Genomic DNA, 20,482 nt, shown 5'->3' with positions numbered 1-20,482 from the left:
CGTTCGATCTAAGGGTTTCTTTTCCCGGTAGAATTGTGTCGTGGTCGATCACAATTTTCTTGCCTAGTAGCGGCTTGCTGCGACATACTCAGCGCAGTTGATAGCCACTTGTATGCATGCCTCGAGACTCTTCACGCAGTTGGGGTTCGATCAATGGTATATCTGTCGCCTTTTCTCAAAACATCGATTGCAATGCTCGCCACTTGTGGGGCGTCGCTTCTGTCCGGCATGTCTGCGTACGCACAAGATCCCTTTAAGGATTTTCCGCTGGTTATCAGCTGTGAGTACAAGGGCACTTATCACGCATTCTATTTGTCGAGGGTGACCCAGGACGGCACCGCGACTTTTTCAGCCTCCGATCGGATTGCCGGCACGATTACGCTGGACGGCAAGGCAAAGGCCGTGGGCGGATCCGATGGGGGAAGTTGCGTGGGCAAAACCCTCAAGGAACTGCGGGCGTCAGGGCAGGCGCACGACCTCAAATCTTAGCCCCGCAACGTTGCGATTTCTGGGCCATTGGCCTCGAACAGGGGCCAGCATTCGTGTGGGCGGTGGAGAGTTGCCAAGATATCGTTCGAAGTTGAGCTCCCAACTTATGTCGCACGAATAGCCTTCGAGGAGGCGTCGCGGAGACGGGCTTCACCGATAAAGTGAAGCTCAGGCATTGGCGCGACGCGAGGGGAAAAGGCATGGAAGAACTGCGAACTCCTTTCAGGGTAACGGCGGGGCGCTTTCTGCGCTCGGTGCGAATTTTCATGTCCTCGGAGGTCGGCGGCGCGGCAAAGCTTCTGACCGTATGCCTTGTCGCGCTCTTCCTCGCGATCAACGGGCTCAATGTGCTGAACAGCTTCGTGGGCCGGAACTTCATGACGGCGATCGCCGACAGGCAGATCGCGGAGTTCGTCCGGCAAGCCGTATTCTATCTTCTCGTGTTTGCTGGCTCCACGATCGCATCGGTTTTTGCGCGCTTTACCGAGGAGCGGCTAGCACTCACCTGGAGAGACTTTCTGACGCGTCGCGCCGTCAATCTCTATCTTACTGACGGAGCCTTTTACCGTCTCGGTGTTTCGGGAGAACTCTCGTATCCGGATCAGCGAATTTCGGAAGATATCCGCGCATTCACCGTGACTACATTGTCTTTCCTGCTGATGATCTTCAGCAGTGGACTAACGATCCTTTCTTTCTCAGGGGTGCTCTTGTCGATCAACCCCGTCTTGTTCGCTGTGGCGGTCGTTTATGCGGCCTGCGGCTCGCTTCTTACGATCTGGCTGGGGCGCCCGCTCATCAAGCTGAACTACGATCAACTCGATAAAGAGGCGAGTTTCCGTACAGGCCTCATTCAAGCGAGGGAGAACGCGGAGCGGATCATGCTGACGGGCAGCGAGCCGCGCATGAAGTCCTTTCTTGCGGGTCGAATTGATGACTTGGTGACCAACTTTCGCAACATAACATCCGTCAACCGCAATGTCGGCTTCTTCACGACGGGCTACAACTGGCTGATCCAGATCATCCCAGCCTTGATTGTCGCACCGGCCTTCTTCCGCGGTGATATCGAATTTGGGGTGATTACGCAGTCAGCAGCAGCATTTGCGATGCTGGTGGGCGCTTTTTCGCTGATAATCAACCAATTCAATTCGATCTCTAATTTTGCCGCAGTGGTGGCGCGGCTCAGTACGCTCCTAGAGGCGATTGAGAACTCGCAGCGCTGTCGACCAGAGATTCAAATCGATAGCACCCGGGACGAGCTGTCTTACGAGAAGCTCACGATATTGTCCGACCGGGGCGGCTCGCCGTTGTTGCAGGATCTGACCGCAGTTATTCCGGCTCGTGCCCGCGTTCTGGTGACGTGCGCCCGAGAAGACCAGGGGAGTGCGTTTTTCAGGGCCACAGCAGGCATTGCTTATCCCGGCGCTGGCCGAATTTTTCGCCCGGCTGGAGAACGGATACGCTTCCTGCCGCAGCAGCCCTATCTTCCGCCGAGTACACTTCGACAGCTGCTTGTTCCTCCCGCTGCGAACTCAGAAATTTCGGACGAACGGATTTCGTTGCTACTTGCCGAATTCGAGCTCGAGCGCATTTCTAAGGCAGGGGGATTTCAACAAGAAGTGGAGTGGCATACGTTTCTGACGCAAAGAGAGCAGCACTTGCTGATGCTGGCGAGCGTATGCGTTGCGAAGCCGTATGTCATCTTGCTTGAGAGGACCGAGGTTATGGTCGGCTGGGATACATTTTTCCGGATCATGACACGCTTTGCAAATGACGGCATTGCCTGCGTCCACATCGGGAGCGCCGCTAACATATCGGCCTACGATGCCATTCTCGACCTTGGCGATGGTGGCGGATGGCAATGGAGGAAACCCAGATAACCGTGCGGACGCTTCGCGGCGTGCAGCACGGAGATAGAGACGACGAGAAAGTCGATAGGAGGCTGATGATGACGAACACCGCTCTTGCAACCGACGACTATCAGGCAACGGCCACTCCACTTGGAGCAGAGGAACTCCGGTTGATGGACGCCTACTGGCGCGCATCGAACTATCTCTCCGTCGGGCAGATTTATCTGCTCGACAATCCGCTATTGAAGGAACCGCTCAAGCGGGAGCACATCAAGCCAAGGCTGCTCGGCCACTGGGGGACATCGCCCGGCTTGAACATGCTTTATGTGCATTTGAACCGCGTGATCAAGCGCGACGACCTCAACATGATTTACGTGATCGGACCGGGCCATGGCGGGCCGTCGCTGGTCGCGCACGCCTATCTGGAAGGGACCTACAGCGAAGTCTACCCGAATATCGGCCAGGACGCCGAAGGGATGCAGGCGCTGTTCAAGCAGTTCAGCTTTCCCGGCGGCATTCCGAGCCACGTCGCTCCCGAAACGCCGGGAAGCATCCATGAGGGCGGCGAACTGGGCTATGCCTTGAGCCATGCCTATGGCGCGGCGTTCGACAATCCGGATTTGATCGTCGCCTGTGTCGTTGGCGACGGCGAGGCGGAAACGGGTCCGCTTGCGACGGGATGGCATGGCAATAAATTTCTCAATCCCGCCCGTGACGGATGCGTGCTGCCGATCCTGCATCTCAACGGCTACAAGATCGCCAATCCATGCTTCCTCGCCCGCATCCCAAAGGACGAATTGCGGAAGTTCTTCGAGGGGATGGGCTATGCGCCGATCTTCGTGGAAGGGCACGAGCCCGACAAGGTCCAGCAGCAACTGGCTGCCGCAATGGATACAGCCGTTGCGGAGATCAAGCGGATCTGGGGGGAGGCACGCGAGAAGGGCAATCTGAAACGGCCGGCCTGGCCGATGATCGTTTTCCGCACGCCAAAGGGCTGGACCTGCCCGAGCGAAATCGACGGCAAGAAATGCGAGGATTATTGGCGATCGCACCAGGTTCCGATGGGCGAAATGGACAAGCCGGAACACATCGCGATCCTTCAGCAGTGGATGAAGACGTACAAGCCTGAAGAGCTTTTCGACAACGACGGCAAGCTGCGCGCCGAATTTGCGGCGCTCGCTCCGGCTGGGACTCGCCGGATGAGCGACAACCCGCACGCGAACGGTGGTTTGCTGCTGCGTGACCTGAAGATGCCGGATTTTCGTGACTACGCCGTCTCGGTGCCGAGCCCCGGCGCGACGACGACCGAATCCGCCCGGGTGATGGGCAAGTTCCTGCGCGACGTCATGAAGCTGAACATGAACAGCAAGAACTTCCGGCTGTTCAGCCCTGATGAGAACAACTCGAACCGCTGGCAGGACGTGCTTGAGGTTACCAACCGTTGCTACATGGCAGAGATCTACCCCGAGGACGATCACCTGTCGCCCGATGGCCGGGTGATGGAGGTGTTGAGCGAACATCAGTGCCAAGGCTGGCTAGAAGGTTATCTTTTGACCGGACGGCACGGCTTCTTTTCGTGCTACGAGGCCTTCATTCACATCATCGACTCGATGTTCAACCAGCACGCCAAATGGCTGAAGGTGTGCAATCACATACCTTGGAGGCGGCCCATTGGATCGCTCAACTATTTCCTGAGTTCGCATGTCTGGCGACAGGATCATAACGGTTTCAGCCATCAGGATCCGGGGTTTATCGACCATGTGGTCAACAAGAAGGCCGAGGTGATCCGCGTCTATCTGCCAGCGGACGCCAACACCCTGCTTTCCGTCACCGACCATTGCTTGCGTAGCCGCAACTACGTGAACGTTGTCGTTGCCGGCAAGCAACCGGCGCCGCAGTGGCTGACGATGGATGAAGCGATCAAGCATTGCGCTGAGGGTCTCGGCATTTGGGAATGGGCCAGCAATGATAAGGGCAGCGAGCCTGACGTCGTGATGGCGTGCTGTGGCGACGTTCCGACGCTCGAGACGCTGGCGGCGGTTCAAATGATCCGCGAACATTTGCCGGAATTGAAGGTGCGCGTCATCAACGTCGTCAACCTCATGAAGTTGCAGCCGGCAAGCGAACACCCGCACGGGCTTTCGGACCGTGATTTCGATGCGCTCTTCACCAAGGACAAGCCGATTATCTTTGCTTTCCATGGATATCCCTGGCTGATTCACCGGCTAACCTACCGGCGCACCAACCACGGCAATCTGCATGTGCGCGGATACAAGGAGGAGGGCACGACGACGACGCCTTTCGATATGGTCGTTTTGAACCAGCTCGATCGCTTCCACCTTGTCGAAGACGTCATCGATCGGCTGCCGCAGCTCGGTGCCCGTGCCGCCTACTTCAAACAGGCGATCCGCGAGAAGCTGATCGAACACCGGCAGTATATTGAAAAGCATGGCGATGACATGCCCGAAATAACCGGTTGGAAGTGGGGCGTCCAAGGGCGGCCAGCGAGGACGCAAAAGACGTCGACGGAAGGCGACAACATCTAAGCCGTCCAGACGCGACTGAGGCAGGGGAGCAGATACGGTGCGCAGGCCATGACTGCGCATCGCGGTGGACAACGAGGCGCGATTTCGAGGCGGGATAGCGTCGTGTGGGAGGGAGGAAGCCATGATCGAGGTACCCTCAATCGCCCCGGGTCTGGAGGACGCGCCGAGCGACCAGGCCTTCGCACGATTGCAATTCTCGACGCTACTCTACTATCTGCATTGTACGAACCCTGACAACGGGTTGGTTCGCGACAAGACGGAGGAGAGCGCACCGGCCAGCATCGCGGCGATCGGCATGGCGCTCGCCACCATTCCCATCGTCGTGCAGCGCGGCGTCATTATTCGCAAGTTCGCTGCCAAGATTACCAGGCGGCGGCTCGAGTTCCTAATGCAATGTCACCAGGGGCCGGAACCCGACGCGTCCGGCTACAAGGGGTTCTTCTATCATTTCCTCGACATCGAGACCGGGCGGCGGGTCTGGAACTGCGAGCTTTCGACGATCGACTCGGCCTTTCTGTTTGCCGGGGCTTTGACGGTCGCCACGTTCTTCGATGGGGACACAGCCGACGAGATCAGGGTCAGGCAGCTTGCGGCAGCGCTCTATGAGCGAGCGGACTGGAACTGGGCGCGCAACCACGAGGCGACGCTCACACATGGCTGGCGGCCGGAAAGCGGCTTCATCCCATATCGTTGGCGCGGCTATGACGAGGGCCTGCTTCTCTACATACTGGGGCTTGGTTCGCCTAGTCATCCTTTGCCGCCTGAGAGCTACGCGGCCTATACGGAAAGCTACGACTGGCGGAATATCTTCGGGCGCGAACTGCTCTATTCCGGTCCGCTCTTCACGCATCAGCTGTCGCATATGTGGATCGATTTCCGCGGCATCAACGATGAATTCATGCGCGAGCATGGCAGCGACTATTTCGAGAACAGCCGGCAAGCGACCTTTGTCCAGCAGGAGTATGCGATCCGGAATCCGATGCAGTTTGAGGGATACGGCGAGCATTGCTGGGGATTTACCGCGAGCGATGGCCCGGGCTGGGTGAAGGCGGATGTCGGCGGGCTCAGTCGCGAGTTCTTCGACTACATCGCACGCGGCGCGCCATTCGGGCCGGATGACGGGACCGTATCGCCCTGGGTTGTTGTGGCGTCCCTGCCTTTTGCGCCGGAGATCGTTATCCCAACGGTGCGGAATTTCGCTCAGATGAATCTGGGGATGACGCGGCTTTACGGTTTCAAGCCGTCGTTCAACCAGACCTTCAAGGATGCAACCAGCCAGACCGGGTGGTGGATCAGCCCTTACCATTTCGGGATCGATCAGGGGCCGGTGGCGCTGATGATCGAGAATTATCGAACCGGCTTCCTGTGGAATCTGATGCGCAATTGCGAACCGATTGTCAGGGGACTGCGGCGCGCCGGCTTTACTGGCGGATGGCTATAGCCGATCCGTGGGATATCGTGCCGCTTCGACAGTCAAGCCGGATCAGTGGGAGCCTCGGAGCTGATAGTCCTGTAACCAGTTTCGATTGAAGACCCTCTTCGTGCTGTCGGTGAGATGCGACGTATGCACAATATCCTCCCGCAGCCACCAGTCGATCGAGGTGGCGGGCGCCGTTAGTCTTCCCTGTTCGAGGTCTGCAGCGACCAGGATTGATATCGATTGGTTCCGCGCGGATTTGACCGCCGCCGTTTCGGCGGCTGACAAAGCGAAGATCGGCGCAACTATGCCCGTCACCAGGATGGACGCGTAGACTGGTAGTGCTTGCGAGTACGACATGAAATGCATCCCGCTGGAACTGCAGCAATACTACAATGTCGCAAGTCAAGCCTTTAGTCGACCCTGTATTTCCTTGCCCTTGCTTGGCAGCCTGGCGACCATTTCGGAACGCGCCGGCTATACGCTTTCGATTTCATTCGCCATCAGTAAAAGAAGCGGGGCGGCGCTCCGTCATGACAGGGTGGCCGCTATGGCTCTTGCGCTTGGCTATCTTTCATCGACACGCGGTCGCCGGGGGCTAGCGGCCGCAAGGCGGGGGCCAGAAGCCGATCCTAGATTCCTCGGAATGCGACCATAGCGCGCGGCACCTGGATTCGGAGAACGAAGGAGCACTATCTCGATCTGATTGCCATGACCATGGCCGGCATGGCTGCGGAGGAGGTCTTCCTGGGTGGTCACGATGATGGTGTCGCAGGCGCCGATGGATCCGATCTCTTCGAGGCCACGAAGACGGCGATCGCCTTGGAACGATCCTACGGTATGGGCGAGAAGCTTGCCTCTTACGGCGACCTCCGCCGTCGACACATTGAGGGCCTCGGTCACGTTGATCCGGCGCTGCTGGCGCGGGTCGACAGCATTCTGCAGGAGCAGTTCGACAGGGCGAAGAACATCCTCTTGCGATACAGGGAGGCTTGCACGGTGCTTGCCGACGGACTCGCCTCTCGACTGGAGCTGTCAGGACAGGTGGTTCTGGATGCGCTGGATTCCCAAGGATAAAGGAGAGCTGTCGCGATGGTCGGGATAGATTGGTCTAGGAGCACCTGTTGTCAAATTCTCAAGCGAGCTTGTCATATGCCTGCCGAGTGCCGAAGGGGAGGGCGCTTGCCTCCGCTTGACACTCAGGGACTGGGCTGATCGGGCCGTAGCGTGACGAATGTTGAGGGGCCATCGGACCGTCGATCTGCTGCGACCGTTTCAAATTTCGCAATAAAATCGAAACTATTGACGCAATTGTGAGAGTAAGGCGCTCGCGGCATTATCAGTCCGTCAGACGAACTCAGTGTCGCCTGAAGTCCTCAACAAGGAAGCCGCAGGCAGACGAAAATGCCCCAGACCTTTTCTTCCATGACACGCAGGAGCGCACTTCTTTCCGCAGGCGCCGCCGTCGCAGCCATGGCGATCTCACCATCTCTCGATCTCGCAGCCGAGGCTGCATCAGCATCCAGCTCAACCGAAGGAACCAAGACAATGGCATATGTAACCACCAAGGACGGCGTCGAAATCTTCTACAAGGACTGGGGTCCGAAGGACGCGCAGCCGATCGTCTTCCACCACGGCTGGCCGCTGTCGTCGGACGACTGGGACGCACAGATGCTGTTCTTCCTGTCGAAAGGATATCGCGTCGTTGCCCATGACCGCCGTGGACATGGCCGTTCCGCCCAGGTCTCCCATGGTCATGACATGGATCACTACGCCGCGGACGCCTTTGCCGTCGTCGAAGCGCTAGACCTGAAGAATGCTGTCCACATCGGACACTCGACGGGTGGTGGCGAGGTCGCCCGCTATGTCGCCAGGCACGGCCAGCCGAGTGGTCGCGTTGCCAAGGCGGTTCTCGTTTCGGCCGTTCCTCCGCTGATGCTCAAGACCGAAGCGAATCCCGAAGGGCTGCCGATGGAAGTCTTCGATGGTTTCCGTTCGGCGCTCGCCGCCAACCGCGCGCAGTTCTTCCGCGAGGTTCCGGCCGGTCCTTTCTACGGCTTCAACCGCGACGGCGCGGCGGTTCAGGAGGGTGTGATCCAGAACTGGTGGCGTCAGGGCATGATGGGCGGTGCCAAGGCCCATTACGACGGCATCAAGGCCTTCTCCGAAACCGACCAGACGGAAGACCTGAAGGCGATCACGGTTCCGGCGCTCGTGCTGCACGGCGAGGACGACCAGATCGTTCCGATCGCGGACTCGGCGTTGAAGTCGGCCAAGCTTCTGAAGAACGGCTCACTGAAGACCTATCCAGGCTTCTCGCACGGCATGCTGACAGTCAATGCCGACGTGCTGAACGCCGATCTTCTGGCCTTCGTTCAGGCCTGACCAGGTTGTTGGAGCCGCGATGCATGAAGCTACCGGGGCTCCAACATGTGATGCGTGCTCGAGCCGGACATAGATGATGATGATGCTCACCCCCGAACTCGTTGCGTTGACACTCCGGGACGTTCAGGACGATGGCCCGGAACCGGGATGGACACCGCTCTCCGAGACGGAACTCGACTGCCTGGTTGATCGCATTCAAGGCGAGGCGGGTGTCGAGCCTATCTGGGTCTTCGCCTACGGGTCCCTGATCTGGAATCCGGAGTTCAACGTCACTGGCCGGATGCGAGCAACGGCCTATGGGTGGCATCGCTCGTTCTCGCTGAAGATCGAACACTGGCGAGCCACCAGCGAGCAGCCGGGCCTAATGATGGCTCTGGAGCGCGGCGGGACATGTGACGGCATGGTTCTACGTTTGTCAAACGAGAACCGCCGCAATGACCTCCGCGCTCTCGTCGCTCGTGAAATCAAGTACCGCGAGGTCGCCGACATGGTCCGCTGGATACATATCCACACACCTGAAGGGGCCATGACGGCCCTGACATTCTGGGCAAGCACAAGACGGTCCGGCCTGACGAAGCCATTGCCGACAGAGACAACGGCTGCGCTGATCGCCAAAGCCTGCGGGCAGGGTGGATCCTGCGCGCAGTACCTGCGCAACACGATCGTTGATCTTGAAGCCGAGGGATCCGGGATCGGAACCTATGGCATCTACAGGCATTGGTCGCCGCCGAGATCACAGCGCCTCAGCCCTCCTGAGGCGCTTGCAGCCTAGTCCAGCATCACCATCTGGGCGGGCACCTGCTCCTCAAAGAACTTCGAGAAGGATGCAATCCGCGGCGGCAGGGCCTGGTATGGCGGATAGTAGAGGGTCAGCCACAAGTCAGGTGGCGCCCACCCCTTGAAGACATGGACCAGTCGCCCGGTTCGCAGGTGCTCGGAGATATTGAAGCCCGGCAGCATGGCAACGCCTGCGCCATCGGCGGCCATGTCTGCCAATACTTCACCGTTGTTAGCACTGAAGGCCCGGCCAGCCGAAATCGTCATACTCGATCCTCCGTCCGACAGGACCCAGTTCTCACGCCGGCTTTCGCCGCTATACGCGAGGCAGTCATCAGGTGTGAGTTCGTTCGGGTGCTGCATGTCGACGAACCGGCTCCCGGGGGCGGCAACCAGGATGCGCGGCACCGCCCTGATCTTGCGCCAGATCGTGAACTTGTCGGAGGGCTGCGAGGAGATTCGGATTGCCAGGTCGTAGTCGTCGTCGACGATGTTCACCAATCCATCCGACAGCGAGATCTCGAAGCTCATCTTCGGATAGCGCTCCTTGAATCCTGAAAGGATCGGCGGGAGCACGGCCTTGCCGAACCATGTTGGCGCACTGATCCGGAGCCGTCCCTCATCGGCCTTGTGCGCGTTCATCACCTCGCGCCGCGCGTCTTCGAGCGTCTTCACCGCGGGCTGGATCTGCGCGGCAAAGATCGCGCCATCGGTCGTCAGGGAAACCTGCCTCGTGGTGCGCACAAAGAGCTGTACGCCAAGTTCTGCCTCGAGCGCGGCGATGGCACGCGTGACGGCTGCGGGTGTCATGTCCAGTTCGCGGGCTACCTGGGCGAAGTTCCGCTTCTCGGCGGCAAGCAGGAAGGTTCGAAGAGCTTTGTAATCGTTCATCTCATTGTTTCAAATTTTGCAATTCAATCACAAGGAATATTGCAATTCTGCGCGGTGATCAACGGGCCTACATTCATATCAACACTTAAACGCCAACGCTGATTGAAAGGCACTGACATGATCAAAGACATCAAGGGACTTCACCACGTGACTTCGATGGCATCGGACGCGCGGCAGAACAATCGCTTCTTCACCGACACGCTGGGCCTGCGTCGCGTCAAGCAGACGGTCAACTTCGACGATCCGAGCGTCTACCACCTGTACTACGGTGACGAGAATGGTTCCGCAGGCACGGTGATGACCTACTTCCCATTCCCCAACATGATGCTCGGTCGTCCGGGCGTGGGTGAGGTCGGTGAGACGCAGTTCTCGGTTCCAAAGGGCTCGCTGAAGTTCTGGCAGGATCGCTTCGCGGCTCAAGGTGTCGACGGTCTGGAAACGGATACTGTCTTCGGCGCCAACCGTCTTCGCTTCATGGGCCCGGATGGCGACGGTCTTGCGCTGATCGAGTTCACCGACGACAACCGCGCGCCATGGCGGGCGGATGGAATTCCCGACGATGCGGCCATCCGCGGTTTCGCCGGCGCTCGCTTCAGCCTGCATGACACCGCAGCGACGGAAGAGCTTCTCGGCTTCATGGGGTACCAGCGCGCCGAGAAGGAGGGCGACGTGACACGCTTCATCATCCCCAATGGCAACGGAGCGGATACGATCGATCTCGCATCCCTGCCGAAAACGCCCTTCGCGCGTCAGGGGGCGGGATCGGTTCACCACATCGCCTTCGCCGTCGATGACCGCGAGAAGCAGCTCGAGGTGCGCAAAGCTCTGATGGACACCGGGTATCAGGTCACACCCGTCATCGACCGCGACTATTTCTGGGCGATCTACTTCCGCACGCCGGGTGGCGTTCTGTTCGAGGTTGCCACGAACGAGCCGGGCTTCAATCGCGACGAAGACACGGCTCACCTTGGGGAAGCGCTCAAGCTACCGGGCCGATATGAAGCTTTCCGCGATCAGATCCAGGCAAATCTCGAGCCATTGGCTGCCTGACAATACCCCTCAAAACTGATGGCATTTCGAATTTCGGACGCCGCACACATAAATCTCGATGGAGAGATGACAATGGATCAATTGGGAGCGATCAGAGCCTTTGTTCGCGTCGTCGAGGCCGGATCCTTTGCAAAGGCTGCAGACACGATGGGTGCGCCGCGGTCGACCGTGAGTAAGCTTGTTCAGGATCTCGAGGCAAGCTTGAGCCTCAAACTGCTCGAACGCACGACACGTTCAGTCACCGTGACACCTGAGGGAGTTGCTTACTACGAGCGCGCCATTCGCCTGATCGCCGATTTCGACGAAATGAACAATGAGGCGACCCGTGGGCGCCTAGCCACCAGCGGAAAACTTCGGGTTGACGTAGGAGGGACCTTCGCGAACGCGATTCTGATCCCCCGATTGCCAGAGTTTTACGCGCTCTATCCAGAGATCGAGTTGCATCTTGGTGTAACAGAACGTCAGGCCGACATCGTCGAAGAGGGCATAGACTGCGTCATTCGTGCCGGCGATCTGCCCAGCGCATCTCTTGTTGCGAGGAAGTTATGCAGCGTTGAGATAGTGACCTGCGCAACCCCCGGGTACCTCGAAAAACACGGCGTGCCAGCTTCGCCATCGGATCTGCAGCGTGATCATATTTTCGTGCAGTACTTTAATGCACGTAGTCTGAAAGCTGCACCCGTTCGACTGATTAAAGGCGATGAGAAAATCGAGATTTACAGCCCCATCAAGCTCTCCACCAGTGACGCGACGGCGCATTTGCATGGAATATTAGCAGGACTGGGTATCGGGCAGACATTTGAATTCTTGGCACGGCCCCATATCGCTCGTGGCGCCCTGGTCCCAATCATGACCGATTGGGCGCCACCACGTTATCCTGTTCACATAGTAAGGCCAGCGGGCCGGTTTCCGAGCGTTAAGTATCAGGTCTTTGCAGACTGGGTTGCGGGCGTGTTTTCTGCCTACGACCGTGATACCGGCACACCCTAGTGGCTTTGTCCATATCCATGGATGGTTACTCCACAATCACGGGCTTCTCCCATCTCTCCTTTGAAGATATTTCCCCCGGCTGATTTGATTCATCGTCGGACAGACGGCGCGGAGTGGGCAACGGCTGTTGAGAGTAAGCAGAAGACAAAGTAATCGCGATATGGAACCCCTGCGCGTACAGCGTAGTCACCATCTAGTCGCGTCAATGCTCAATGGCAGACTGCCAAGCATTTCGCGGCTCATATGCCGCTCCCCTGTTGTCCACGGGCTGTTTCGCCCCAAGCGAATTCAGCCAAATCGCTCCACGCCGAATAGCGTGAACAGTGACACTGCGAACTACCTCAGGGCCGCCTGTCCGAATGAAATTTTCTTGAGCAAATTTTGGACCGAATGGTCGCGTAGCGCAGCCTCGTGCGACGTCCGCGGGTCAACCGAACGTCAGAGTAATTATTGCGATAAAGGCAATTCATTCGGAATTAATATTCCAATTTCGCACAAGCGCAAATCACACTACGTTTCCATTCAGCAGCCGAGCCAACCAGTGAATGGAAGCATTGATTTCGACCTACTCAGGGCCTTACGAGCCGTGTTCCAGGACATGGTGTCCGACCGACAGGCCCTGCCCAGTTTATAACCCGCCGCATTCGCGGTCCAAACAACCGAAGAGGAAAATCTCATGTCCAAGCTCGAAGTTCTCACTCCCGCCAACAGTCAGTTGATATTCATCGACCTGCAGCCGCAGATGGCCTTTGGCGTCCAGTCGATCGACCGCCAGGTACTGAAGAACAATGTCGTCGGCCTGGCGAAGGCCGCCAAGATCTTCAACGTCCCCACCACGATCACCACGGTCGAGACGCAATCCTTCTCGGGCAACACGTTTCCGGAATTGCTTGCCGTCTACCCGGAGAACGATATTCTCGAGCGCACCTCGATGAACTCCTGGGACGACCAGAACGTCCGTGACGCGCTGGCGAAGAATGCGTCCAACGGCCGCAAGAAGATCGTCGTCTCCGGTCTGTGGACCGAAGTCTGCAACACCACCTTCGCGCTCTCGGCTCTCCACGATGTTCCGGACTACGAAATCTACATGGTTGCCGACGCTTCCGGCGGTACGTCGTCAGACGCGCACAAATACGCGATGGACCGGATGGTTCAGGCAGGCGTGATCCCGGTCACCTGGCAGCAGGTCCTGCTCGAGTGGCAGCGCGACTGGGCACGCAGGGAAACCTACGATGCTGTCACCACCCTCGTGAAGGAGCATTCCGGCGCATACGGCATGGGCATCGACTACGCCTACACGATGGTTCACGGCGCAGAGGAACGCGTCAAGCACGGCAAGCGCATCGGCCCGAACCAAGCCAAGTAACGGCCTGATCAGGCCGCTCCGATAAGCCCGACGGAGCGGCCTTTCTCTAACCGTGGAGGACATCCCATGAAAATCTATCTTCTTTCTCTCGGTGCAGGTCTGCTTGTGGGCATCGTCTACAGCCTCCTGAACGTCCGCTCGCCGGCTCCGCCGGTCATCGCCTTAGTCGGCCTTCTCGGCATTCTCGTCGGTGAACAGATCATCCCTTTCGCAAAGACTTTGTGGAGCAGGGAGCCAGCAGCCGTTTCATGGCTTCATCAGATCAAGCCGCACATGTTCGGCCACCTGCCGAAGGGCGGCGATCTTATCGACCTCGCCCATCAGGCAGAGGCGAAAGCGGGGGAGCGGAGCTGATGACGACTCGTCGATCCTTTCTTGGGGGCGCGTCGAGCCTGGCTTTCTCGAACCTCTTCTCCCCGGCGAAAGCCGCCGATCCCAACCAGACCGGAGTAGACACCATGCATCCCGACCTGATCCTCCGCAACGGCCGCGTGACGACCCTCGACCGAACCAATCCGAACGCCACGGCGATCGCCATCAAGGATGGGCTGTTTCTCGAAGTCGGATCCGACAGCGAGATTATGGCGCTGGCTGGTGCCAACACGAAGATCGTCGACCTCGGGGGCAAGCGCGTCCTGCCGGGTCTGATCGACAACCACACTCACGTCGTTCGCGGTGGCCTGAACTACAACATGGAGCTGCGCTGGGACGGCGTTCGGTCGCTCGCCGATGCGATGGACATGCTGAAGCGCCAGGTGGCGATCACGCCCGCGCCGCAATGGGTTCGCGTCGTCGGCGGCTTCACCGAACACCAGTTCGCGGAAAAGCGCCTCCCGACGATCGAGGAGATCAATGCTGTCGCGCCCGACACACCCGTCTTCCTTCTGCATCTATATGATCGGGCGCTACTCAACGGTGCGGCTCTCCGCGCAGTCGGCTACACCCGGGACACGCCGAACCCACCCGGCGGCGAAATCACGCGCGATGCCAACGGCAACCCGACAGGCATGCTGCTCGCGAAGCCGAATGCGGGCATTCTGTACTCGACGCTCGCCAAGGGGCCGAAGCTTCCTCTGGACTACCAGGTCAACTCGACCCGTCACTTCATGCGCGAACTGAACCGCCTCGGCGTGACAGGCGTGATCGATGCGGGCGGGGGCTTCCAGAACTATCCGGACGACTACGCGGTCATCCAGAAGCTCTCCGATGAGAACCAGATGACGGTGCGTCTGGCCTACAACCTCTTCACCCAGAAGCCCAAGGAAGAGAAGCAGGACTTCCTGAACTGGACGCAGTCGGTCAAATACAAGCAGGGCAACGACTACTTCCGTCACAACGGTGCCGGTGAGATGCTGGTCTTCTCGGCTGCCGACTTCGAGGATTTCCGCCAGCCCCGTCCAGAAATGGCTCCGGAAATGGAAGGCGAGCTGGAAGAGGTCGTCCGCGTACTGGCAGAAAACCGCTGGCCCTGGCGTCTCCACGCCACCTATGACGAGACCATCTCCCGCGCCCTCGATGTTTTCGAGAAGGTCAACAAGGACATTCCGCTCGAAGGACTGAACTGGTTCTTCGACCATGCCGAAACCATCTCGGATCGCTCGATCGACCGCATCGCCGCACTCGGTGGAGGCATCGCCACTCAGCACCGCATGGCCTATCAGGGCGAATATTTCGTTGAGCGCTACGGCCATGGAGTGGCGGAAGCCACGCCGCCGATCAAGCGCATGCTCGACAAGGGCGTGAATGTCTCGGCAGGTACGGATGCCACCCGCGTCGCCTCCTACAATCCGTGGGTCTCGCTCTCCTGGATGGTGACCGGCAAGACAGTCGGCGGAATGCGGCTCTACCCGCGTGCAAACTGCCTCGATCGCGAGACGGCGCTGCGCATGTGGACCGAAAAGGTCACATGGTTCTCGAACGAAGAGGGCAAGAAGGGCCGTATCGAGAAAGGCCAGTTCGCCGACCTCGTGGTTCCCAACAAGGACTTCTTCTCCTGCGCCGAGGATGAGATCTCCTTCCTCGTGTCGGAACTGACCATGGTCGGTGGCAAGATCGTCTACGGCGCGGGCGACTTCAAGACGCTCGACGAGAACGACATACCGCCTGCGATGCCAGACTGGTCTCCTGTCCGCAAGTTCGGCGGTTATGCCGCCTGGGGCGAACCGGAAGGGGCGGGCGCTCGTTCATTGCGCCGTACGGCGATCTCCACATGCGGATGTGCCAGCGATTGCGGCGTGCATGGCCATGACCATGCCGGAGCTTGGTCATCCAAACTTCCGATCGCCGACCTCAAGGGATTCTTCGGCGCTCTCGGCTGCTCCTGCTGGGCGGTCTAAATTCAGCTTTGCGCTCGGGCGGCTACGCCACCGCCCGAGCGACACGCCGGATAATTTCAAAAACCGCAATGAAATCGAAACGATTGCTGCAATTGTTGGCAAGACGGTAACCAGCCAATATCGCTCCATTAAACGCAGCCGCTCGATCAGATCGGCGAACATGCAGGAGCAGATATGACCCACCAATCCCATATGTCGAATCCAGTCCGGAGCAGTCTGGCACGCATCGTCGCTTCTCCGGTCACGCGAACCGTTTCGCTGCTTGCGCTGTGCGCCGCCTACATACAGGGTCCGCTTACCAAGATCTTCGACTTCAACGGCGCGGTGGCTGAGATGGATCATTTCGGTCTTCATCCTGCCGCGTTCTTCGCGGTCGCAGTCATCGTGTTCGAGCTGACGGCTTCTGCCATGGTGGTCTCGGGCTTGTTTCGCTGGATCGGAGCGCTGGCGCTCGCTGGCTTCACGCTCATGGCAACGTTCATCGCCCTCCGTTTCTGGGAGATGGCTCCCGGCATGGACCGCATGATGGCGACCAACGCCTTCTTTGAACATGTTGGCCTCGCTGGCGCATTCCTCTTCGTCGCTGCATCCGACCTCGCCAGGGGAGCAGGCAAATGAGCGCTGCAAAATCATCCGGCGGAACCTTCGCGCCACTCGCACAGCCTGTGTTTGCGGTTCTCTGGATCGCCACCGTCCTTGGCAATACCGGAAGCTTCATGCGCGACGTCGCCAGCTCCTGGCTTATGACGGATCTGTCCGCATCGCCCGCCGCGGTCGCCATGGTCCAGGCGGCCGGAACCCTGCCGATCTTCCTGCTTGCCATCCCGGCGGGTGTTCTCACCGACATCCTTGATCGCCGCAAGTTCCTGATCGCCGTCCAGCTCCTGCTGGCATCCGTCAGCATCTCGCTTATGGTCCTGTCCCAGACGGGCATGCTGTCGGTCAGCGCGCTGATCGGTCTGACCTTCCTCGGCGGCATTGGCGCTGCTCTGATGGGACCGACATGGCAGGCGATTGTTCCCGAACTGGTCAAACGCGAGGATGTCAAGAGCGCCGTGGCGCTCAACTCGCTCGGCATCAACATCGCCCGCTCCATCGGGCCTGCCGCGGGCGGCCTGCTTCTCGCGGCCTTTGGAGCCGGGATCACCTACGGCGCGGATGTCGCAAGCTACGCTGTGGTGATCGCAGCTCTGGTCTGGTGGCCACGGGCGAAGAATGCAAACGACGCGCTTCAGGAGAACTTCTTCGGTGCCTTCCGTGCCGGGCTTCGCTACACTCGCTCCAGCATTCCGCTGCATGTCGTCCTTCTGCGGGCCGCCATCTTCTTCGCCTTCGCCAGCGCCGTCTGGGCGCTCCTCCCGCTCGTCGCCCGGCAACTGCTCGGCGGTGATGCCAGCTTCTACGGCATCCTGCTTGGTGCCGTCGGAGCTGGTGCGATCGGTGGAGCCTTGGTCATGCCGAGGCTTCGCGAACGCCTGAGCTCGGACGGTCTGCTTCTTGGCGCAGCACTGATCACCGCAGTCGTCTTGGGTGTCCTGTCGCTTGCCCCGCCGAAGATCGTCGCCATCATCGTTCTTATGTTCCTCGGGGGCGCATGGATCACTGCTCTGACCACGCTCAACGGCGCGGCCCAGGCTGTTCTTCCGAACTGGGTGCGTGGTCGTGGTCTTGCCGTCTACCTCACTGTCTTCAATGGTGCGATGACTGCCGGGAGCCTTGGTTGGGGCGCGGTCGCCGAGGCTGTCGGCATCCAATCGACCCTCCTCATCGGAGCCGCCGGACTGCTTGTGGCTGGGTTCATCATGCACCGCGTCAAGCTCCCGGCGGGCGATGCCGACATGGTGCCGTCCAACCACTGGCCCGAGCCGCTGGTGGCAGAACCCGTCGCCCATGATCGTGGTCCGGTTCTGATCCTGATCGAGTACAAGGTCGAGAAGCAGCACCGCAGCGCGTTCCTGCATGCCATCGATCATCTTTCCAACGAGCGTCGCCGCGACGGTGCCTACGGATGGGGTGTCACCGAGGACTCGGCTGACCCGGAGAAGATCGTCGAATGGTTCATGGTGGAATCCTGGGCTGAACATCTTCGCCAGCACAAGCGGGTCTCCAATGCCGACGCCGACCTGCAGGGCAAGGTGCTGGCCTACCATGTCGGTTCCGAGAAACCTGTTGTCCGTCACTTCCTGACGATCAATCGGCCTGGTGCCGCATAACGAAAACGTAAAGGGCAGGGCGGCTTCGGCCGCCCTTTCCATTATGTCGCCTGGCGCAATGAATTCGAAACAATTGATGCGATTGTGAGAGCAGACGCTCGGTGGCAAAACTTGCCTACCTCGCGAAACACGACGTCGCGGCAACAGCATCAATCAAGGTCACGATCATGAAAATTCCTTCCCTTCCCACACTCCTGAGCTTTAATGGCGGCTATGTCGACACACTCGGCTTCCTGTCGCTTTCCGGGCTGTTCACCGCCCATGTCACTGGAAACTTCGTGACACTGGGTGCCACGTTGGCGCACGGTCTGGACGGAGCATTGTCAAAACTCCTGGCACTACCGATGTTCTGTCTGGTCGTTTTTGTATCACGTCTGGTCTGCCTGACACTTCAAAGTCGGGATCGCTCACCCATCCGGCCAATGCTGGTCGTCAAGCTGCTGCTGTTTGTGGGAGTTGCTGCCTACGCACTCTATCATGGCCCGTTTCGGGCTGACGAAGGCGCCGTCACGCTGGCGGTCGGCATGGCCCTGGTTTCGGCGATGGCTATTCAGAACGGGCTTCACAAGGCGCATCTGTCGAAAGCGCCGCCTTCCACGCTGATGACCGGCACGACCACGCAGATCATGCTCGATCTCGCGGACATTCTGGCCGATCCGAAAGCCGACGAAGTCGTGACAGCGAAAGCACGGGTTAAAAAGATGGCAGCAGCCGTCGCGACTTTCGCCCTCGGCTGCGGTGTCGGCGCTGTCGGTTACATGTACGCTCCTGCAGCGGCGTTCAGCTTGCCTGCGGTACTTGCCACGGTCGCGCTCTTTGCAAGCAGCGCAGGTGCCGAGTCCTGAAACCCTATAGCCCCTTCGATATTGATCCGTCGAATCTAAAAGGACACGACTATGGACATCGGTAGTGAAGCAGGCGGTGTCGCCAGCCTGATCGCCCCTATTCTGAAACCGCTTGCGACCGGGCTGGAATTCTTTGGCGTTGGCGTGATCTTGGTCGGTGTTCTGATCGCAACCGTCGGCTACGTGCGTGATGTCTTCTCTACCGAGCAACGCGAGGCTTACGAACGCTATCGCGCCAATCTCGGTCGCGGAATATTGCTGGGGCTCGAAATCCTGATCGGTGCGGACATCATCGCCACGATAATCGCTCCCCTTACTTGGGGAAGTGTCGGTCTTCTTGGCCTGATCGTGCTTATCCGGACGTTTCTCAGCTTCTCCCTGGGAGAAGCATCCGCCGGACCAGTCGATCTTCGCCGTGAGGGCAGGGAGTTCAGGATCCGAGCGATCCACACGAACGATTTCGACTGGATCTTTAAGGCGCTGAAGAGCAGTCCGAATTAACCCTAAGCTCGTGCGCGCTTGGCTGCCCGAACGATGAAGCTGATCCGGCATGACATACCGTCGGGATCGGTGCAGGTTGACTACGATGTTCTCGACGCGTCGCGGGCGAGAAGGACTTCCTTCCGAAGCTCCTGGGCATCACGACAAGATTGAATCCTTGATTTACGACCCCCGCGCAACGACAAGCAAGCGACGTTCCTGGCGGGTCGAAGGCGAGAAGAAGGATGACGAAGGACTTGTGAAGTATTAACCAAGAGCACTTCAAACAATTCTGTAAAAAGCGTCGATCTACGCGAAGATACTTCGGCGTTTGAAGACGCTAAAGTACATCATGCGCATCATTTTGACTGCTGTTCTGTTGTATGGTGAGCCTTGGGTAGCCAAAAATGAAGGCATTAACTGTTCGCCAACCATAATCGACATCGAATCCTTGGGTCTGCGGATTCCGGCGAAGATCGAGCGATTTCGATGACTGAGGGCGGTCTTCAGAGCGCGTGAACAAGCCCCCGGCACGACTTCGAGTCCTGTTCCGGAAAGAAGCGCGAGCTCTTTATGGCGGGACCTCAGGAGTTGCCATAGAAGTACGTAGGCGTCCCCAGTCCGCACTTATGGTGGCACAGTCCTCGTTTAGTAGTAGCTAATCCGCACTTATGTGGCGGTCCAGAATGCCCGACCTGAGACATAGGCGACGTTTTGTACCTAAGACATGGGTAACACTTTTCGCTTTTGGCGGGAGGTGTTGATGCCGTGGAAAGAGACTTCGGTGATGGAGGAACGTCTACGTTTTGTCGCCCGGCTGCTTGAGGGCGAAGGCATGAGCGATGTGTGC

17 protein-coding genes and 1 pseudogene are annotated in these 20,482 nt (G+C 58.9%); 16 read left to right on the top strand and 2 right to left on the bottom strand.

The window, feature by feature from the left end; genetic code table 11:
- Positions 1-153 precede the first annotated feature (153 nt).
- The 4 genes from ATY80_RS24995 to ATY80_RS24980 all read left to right on the top strand — a co-directional run bounded on the left by ATY80_RS24995 (position 154) and on the right by ATY80_RS24980 (position 6,323).
- Positions 154-489, top strand: coding sequence for a hypothetical protein (locus ATY80_RS24995; RefSeq protein ID WP_189637263.1), 336 nt, complete (start codon positions 154-156; stop codon positions 487-489).
- Between the two features lie 200 nt (positions 490-689).
- Positions 690-2,366, top strand: coding sequence for an SbmA/BacA-like family transporter (locus ATY80_RS24990; RefSeq protein ID WP_088694984.1), 1,677 nt, complete (start codon positions 690-692; stop codon positions 2,364-2,366).
- A 68-nt stretch (positions 2,367-2,434) separates the two neighbouring features.
- On the top strand, positions 2,435-4,882 hold the full coding sequence (locus ATY80_RS24985; RefSeq protein ID WP_088695189.1) for a phosphoketolase family protein: 2,448 nt from the start codon (positions 2,435-2,437) through the stop codon (positions 4,880-4,882).
- 121 nt (positions 4,883-5,003) lie between these two features.
- Positions 5,004-6,323, top strand: coding sequence for a glucoamylase family protein (locus ATY80_RS24980; protein WP_088694983.1), 1,320 nt, complete (start codon positions 5,004-5,006; stop codon positions 6,321-6,323).
- Between the two features lie 42 nt (positions 6,324-6,365).
- Here ATY80_RS24980 and ATY80_RS24975 read toward each other — a convergent pair whose 3' ends face one another.
- Positions 6,366-6,659, bottom strand: coding sequence for a hypothetical protein (locus ATY80_RS24975; protein ID WP_088695188.1), 294 nt, complete (start codon positions 6,657-6,659; stop codon positions 6,366-6,368).
- 276 nt (positions 6,660-6,935) lie between these two features.
- Here ATY80_RS24975 and ATY80_RS24970 point away from each other — a divergent pair, with 276 nt between their 5' ends.
- The 3 genes and pseudogenes from ATY80_RS24970 (at position 6,936) to ATY80_RS24960 (ending at position 9,440) form a co-directional block, all read left to right on the top strand.
- On the top strand, positions 6,936-7,376 hold the full coding sequence (locus tag ATY80_RS24970; protein ID WP_348626664.1) for a hypothetical protein: 441 nt from the start codon (positions 6,936-6,938) through the stop codon (positions 7,374-7,376).
- A gap of 471 nt (positions 7,377-7,847) precedes the next feature.
- The gene (locus ATY80_RS24965; protein WP_088695187.1) at positions 7,848-8,684 is read left to right on the top strand and encodes an alpha/beta hydrolase; all 837 of its coding nucleotides are present in this window, start codon (positions 7,848-7,850) and stop codon (positions 8,682-8,684) included.
- A gap of 79 nt (positions 8,685-8,763) precedes the next feature.
- Positions 8,764-9,440, top strand: a pseudogene (locus ATY80_RS24960) (gamma-glutamylcyclotransferase).
- Positions 9,441-9,452: 12 nt separating this feature from the next.
- Here ATY80_RS24960 and ATY80_RS24955 read toward each other — a convergent pair.
- On the bottom strand, positions 9,453-10,352 hold the full coding sequence (locus ATY80_RS24955; protein WP_088694981.1) for a LysR family transcriptional regulator: 900 nt from the start codon (positions 10,350-10,352) through the stop codon (positions 9,453-9,455).
- Positions 10,353-10,469: 117 nt separating this feature from the next.
- On the opposite strand from ATY80_RS24955, the gene ATY80_RS24950 reads away from it, so the two are divergent.
- The 9 genes from ATY80_RS24950 to ATY80_RS24910 all read left to right on the top strand — a co-directional run bounded on the left by ATY80_RS24950 (position 10,470) and on the right by ATY80_RS24910 (position 19,653).
- Positions 10,470-11,402, top strand: a complete 933-nt coding sequence (locus tag ATY80_RS24950) for a VOC family protein (protein WP_088694980.1) — start codon at positions 10,470-10,472, stop codon at positions 11,400-11,402.
- 72 nt (positions 11,403-11,474) lie between these two features.
- A complete protein-coding gene (locus ATY80_RS24945; RefSeq protein WP_088695186.1) occupies positions 11,475-12,392 on the top strand; it encodes a LysR family transcriptional regulator in 918 nt (305 codons plus the stop codon).
- A gap of 676 nt (positions 12,393-13,068) precedes the next feature.
- Positions 13,069-13,758, top strand: a complete 690-nt coding sequence (locus ATY80_RS24940; protein ID WP_088694979.1) for a hydrolase — start codon at positions 13,069-13,071, stop codon at positions 13,756-13,758.
- Positions 13,759-13,824: 66 nt separating this feature from the next.
- Complete coding sequence (locus ATY80_RS24935) at positions 13,825-14,112, top strand: XapX domain-containing protein (RefSeq protein ID WP_088694978.1); 288 nt, start codon at positions 13,825-13,827, stop codon at positions 14,110-14,112.
- Entirely contained in the window at positions 14,112-16,094 is a 1,983-nt protein-coding gene (locus ATY80_RS24930) for an amidohydrolase (protein WP_088694977.1), read from the top strand. Before ATY80_RS24935 ends, ATY80_RS24930 begins: the two co-directional genes overlap by 1 nt.
- 174 nt (positions 16,095-16,268) lie before the next feature.
- Positions 16,269-16,712, top strand: a complete 444-nt coding sequence (locus ATY80_RS24925; protein WP_088694976.1) for a DoxX family protein — start codon at positions 16,269-16,271, stop codon at positions 16,710-16,712.
- A complete protein-coding gene (locus ATY80_RS24920; protein ID WP_088694975.1) occupies positions 16,709-18,307 on the top strand; it encodes an MFS transporter in 1,599 nt (532 codons plus the stop codon). The genes ATY80_RS24925 and ATY80_RS24920 overlap by 4 nt, the downstream gene beginning before the upstream one ends.
- 167 nt (positions 18,308-18,474) lie before the next feature.
- The gene (locus ATY80_RS24915) at positions 18,475-19,152 is read left to right on the top strand and encodes a YoaK family protein (protein WP_088695185.1); all 678 of its coding nucleotides are present in this window, start codon (positions 18,475-18,477) and stop codon (positions 19,150-19,152) included.
- A gap of 51 nt (positions 19,153-19,203) precedes the next feature.
- Complete coding sequence (locus tag ATY80_RS24910) at positions 19,204-19,653, top strand: DUF1622 domain-containing protein (protein WP_245306928.1); 450 nt, start codon at positions 19,204-19,206, stop codon at positions 19,651-19,653.
- Positions 19,654-20,482: the final 829 nt, after the last annotated feature.

The organism is Rhizobium sp. R711, from assembly GCF_002211365.1.
GTDB lineage: Bacteria > Pseudomonadota > Alphaproteobacteria > Rhizobiales > Rhizobiaceae > Rhizobium.
This window is presented reverse-complemented; position numbering and strand designations above follow the sequence as displayed.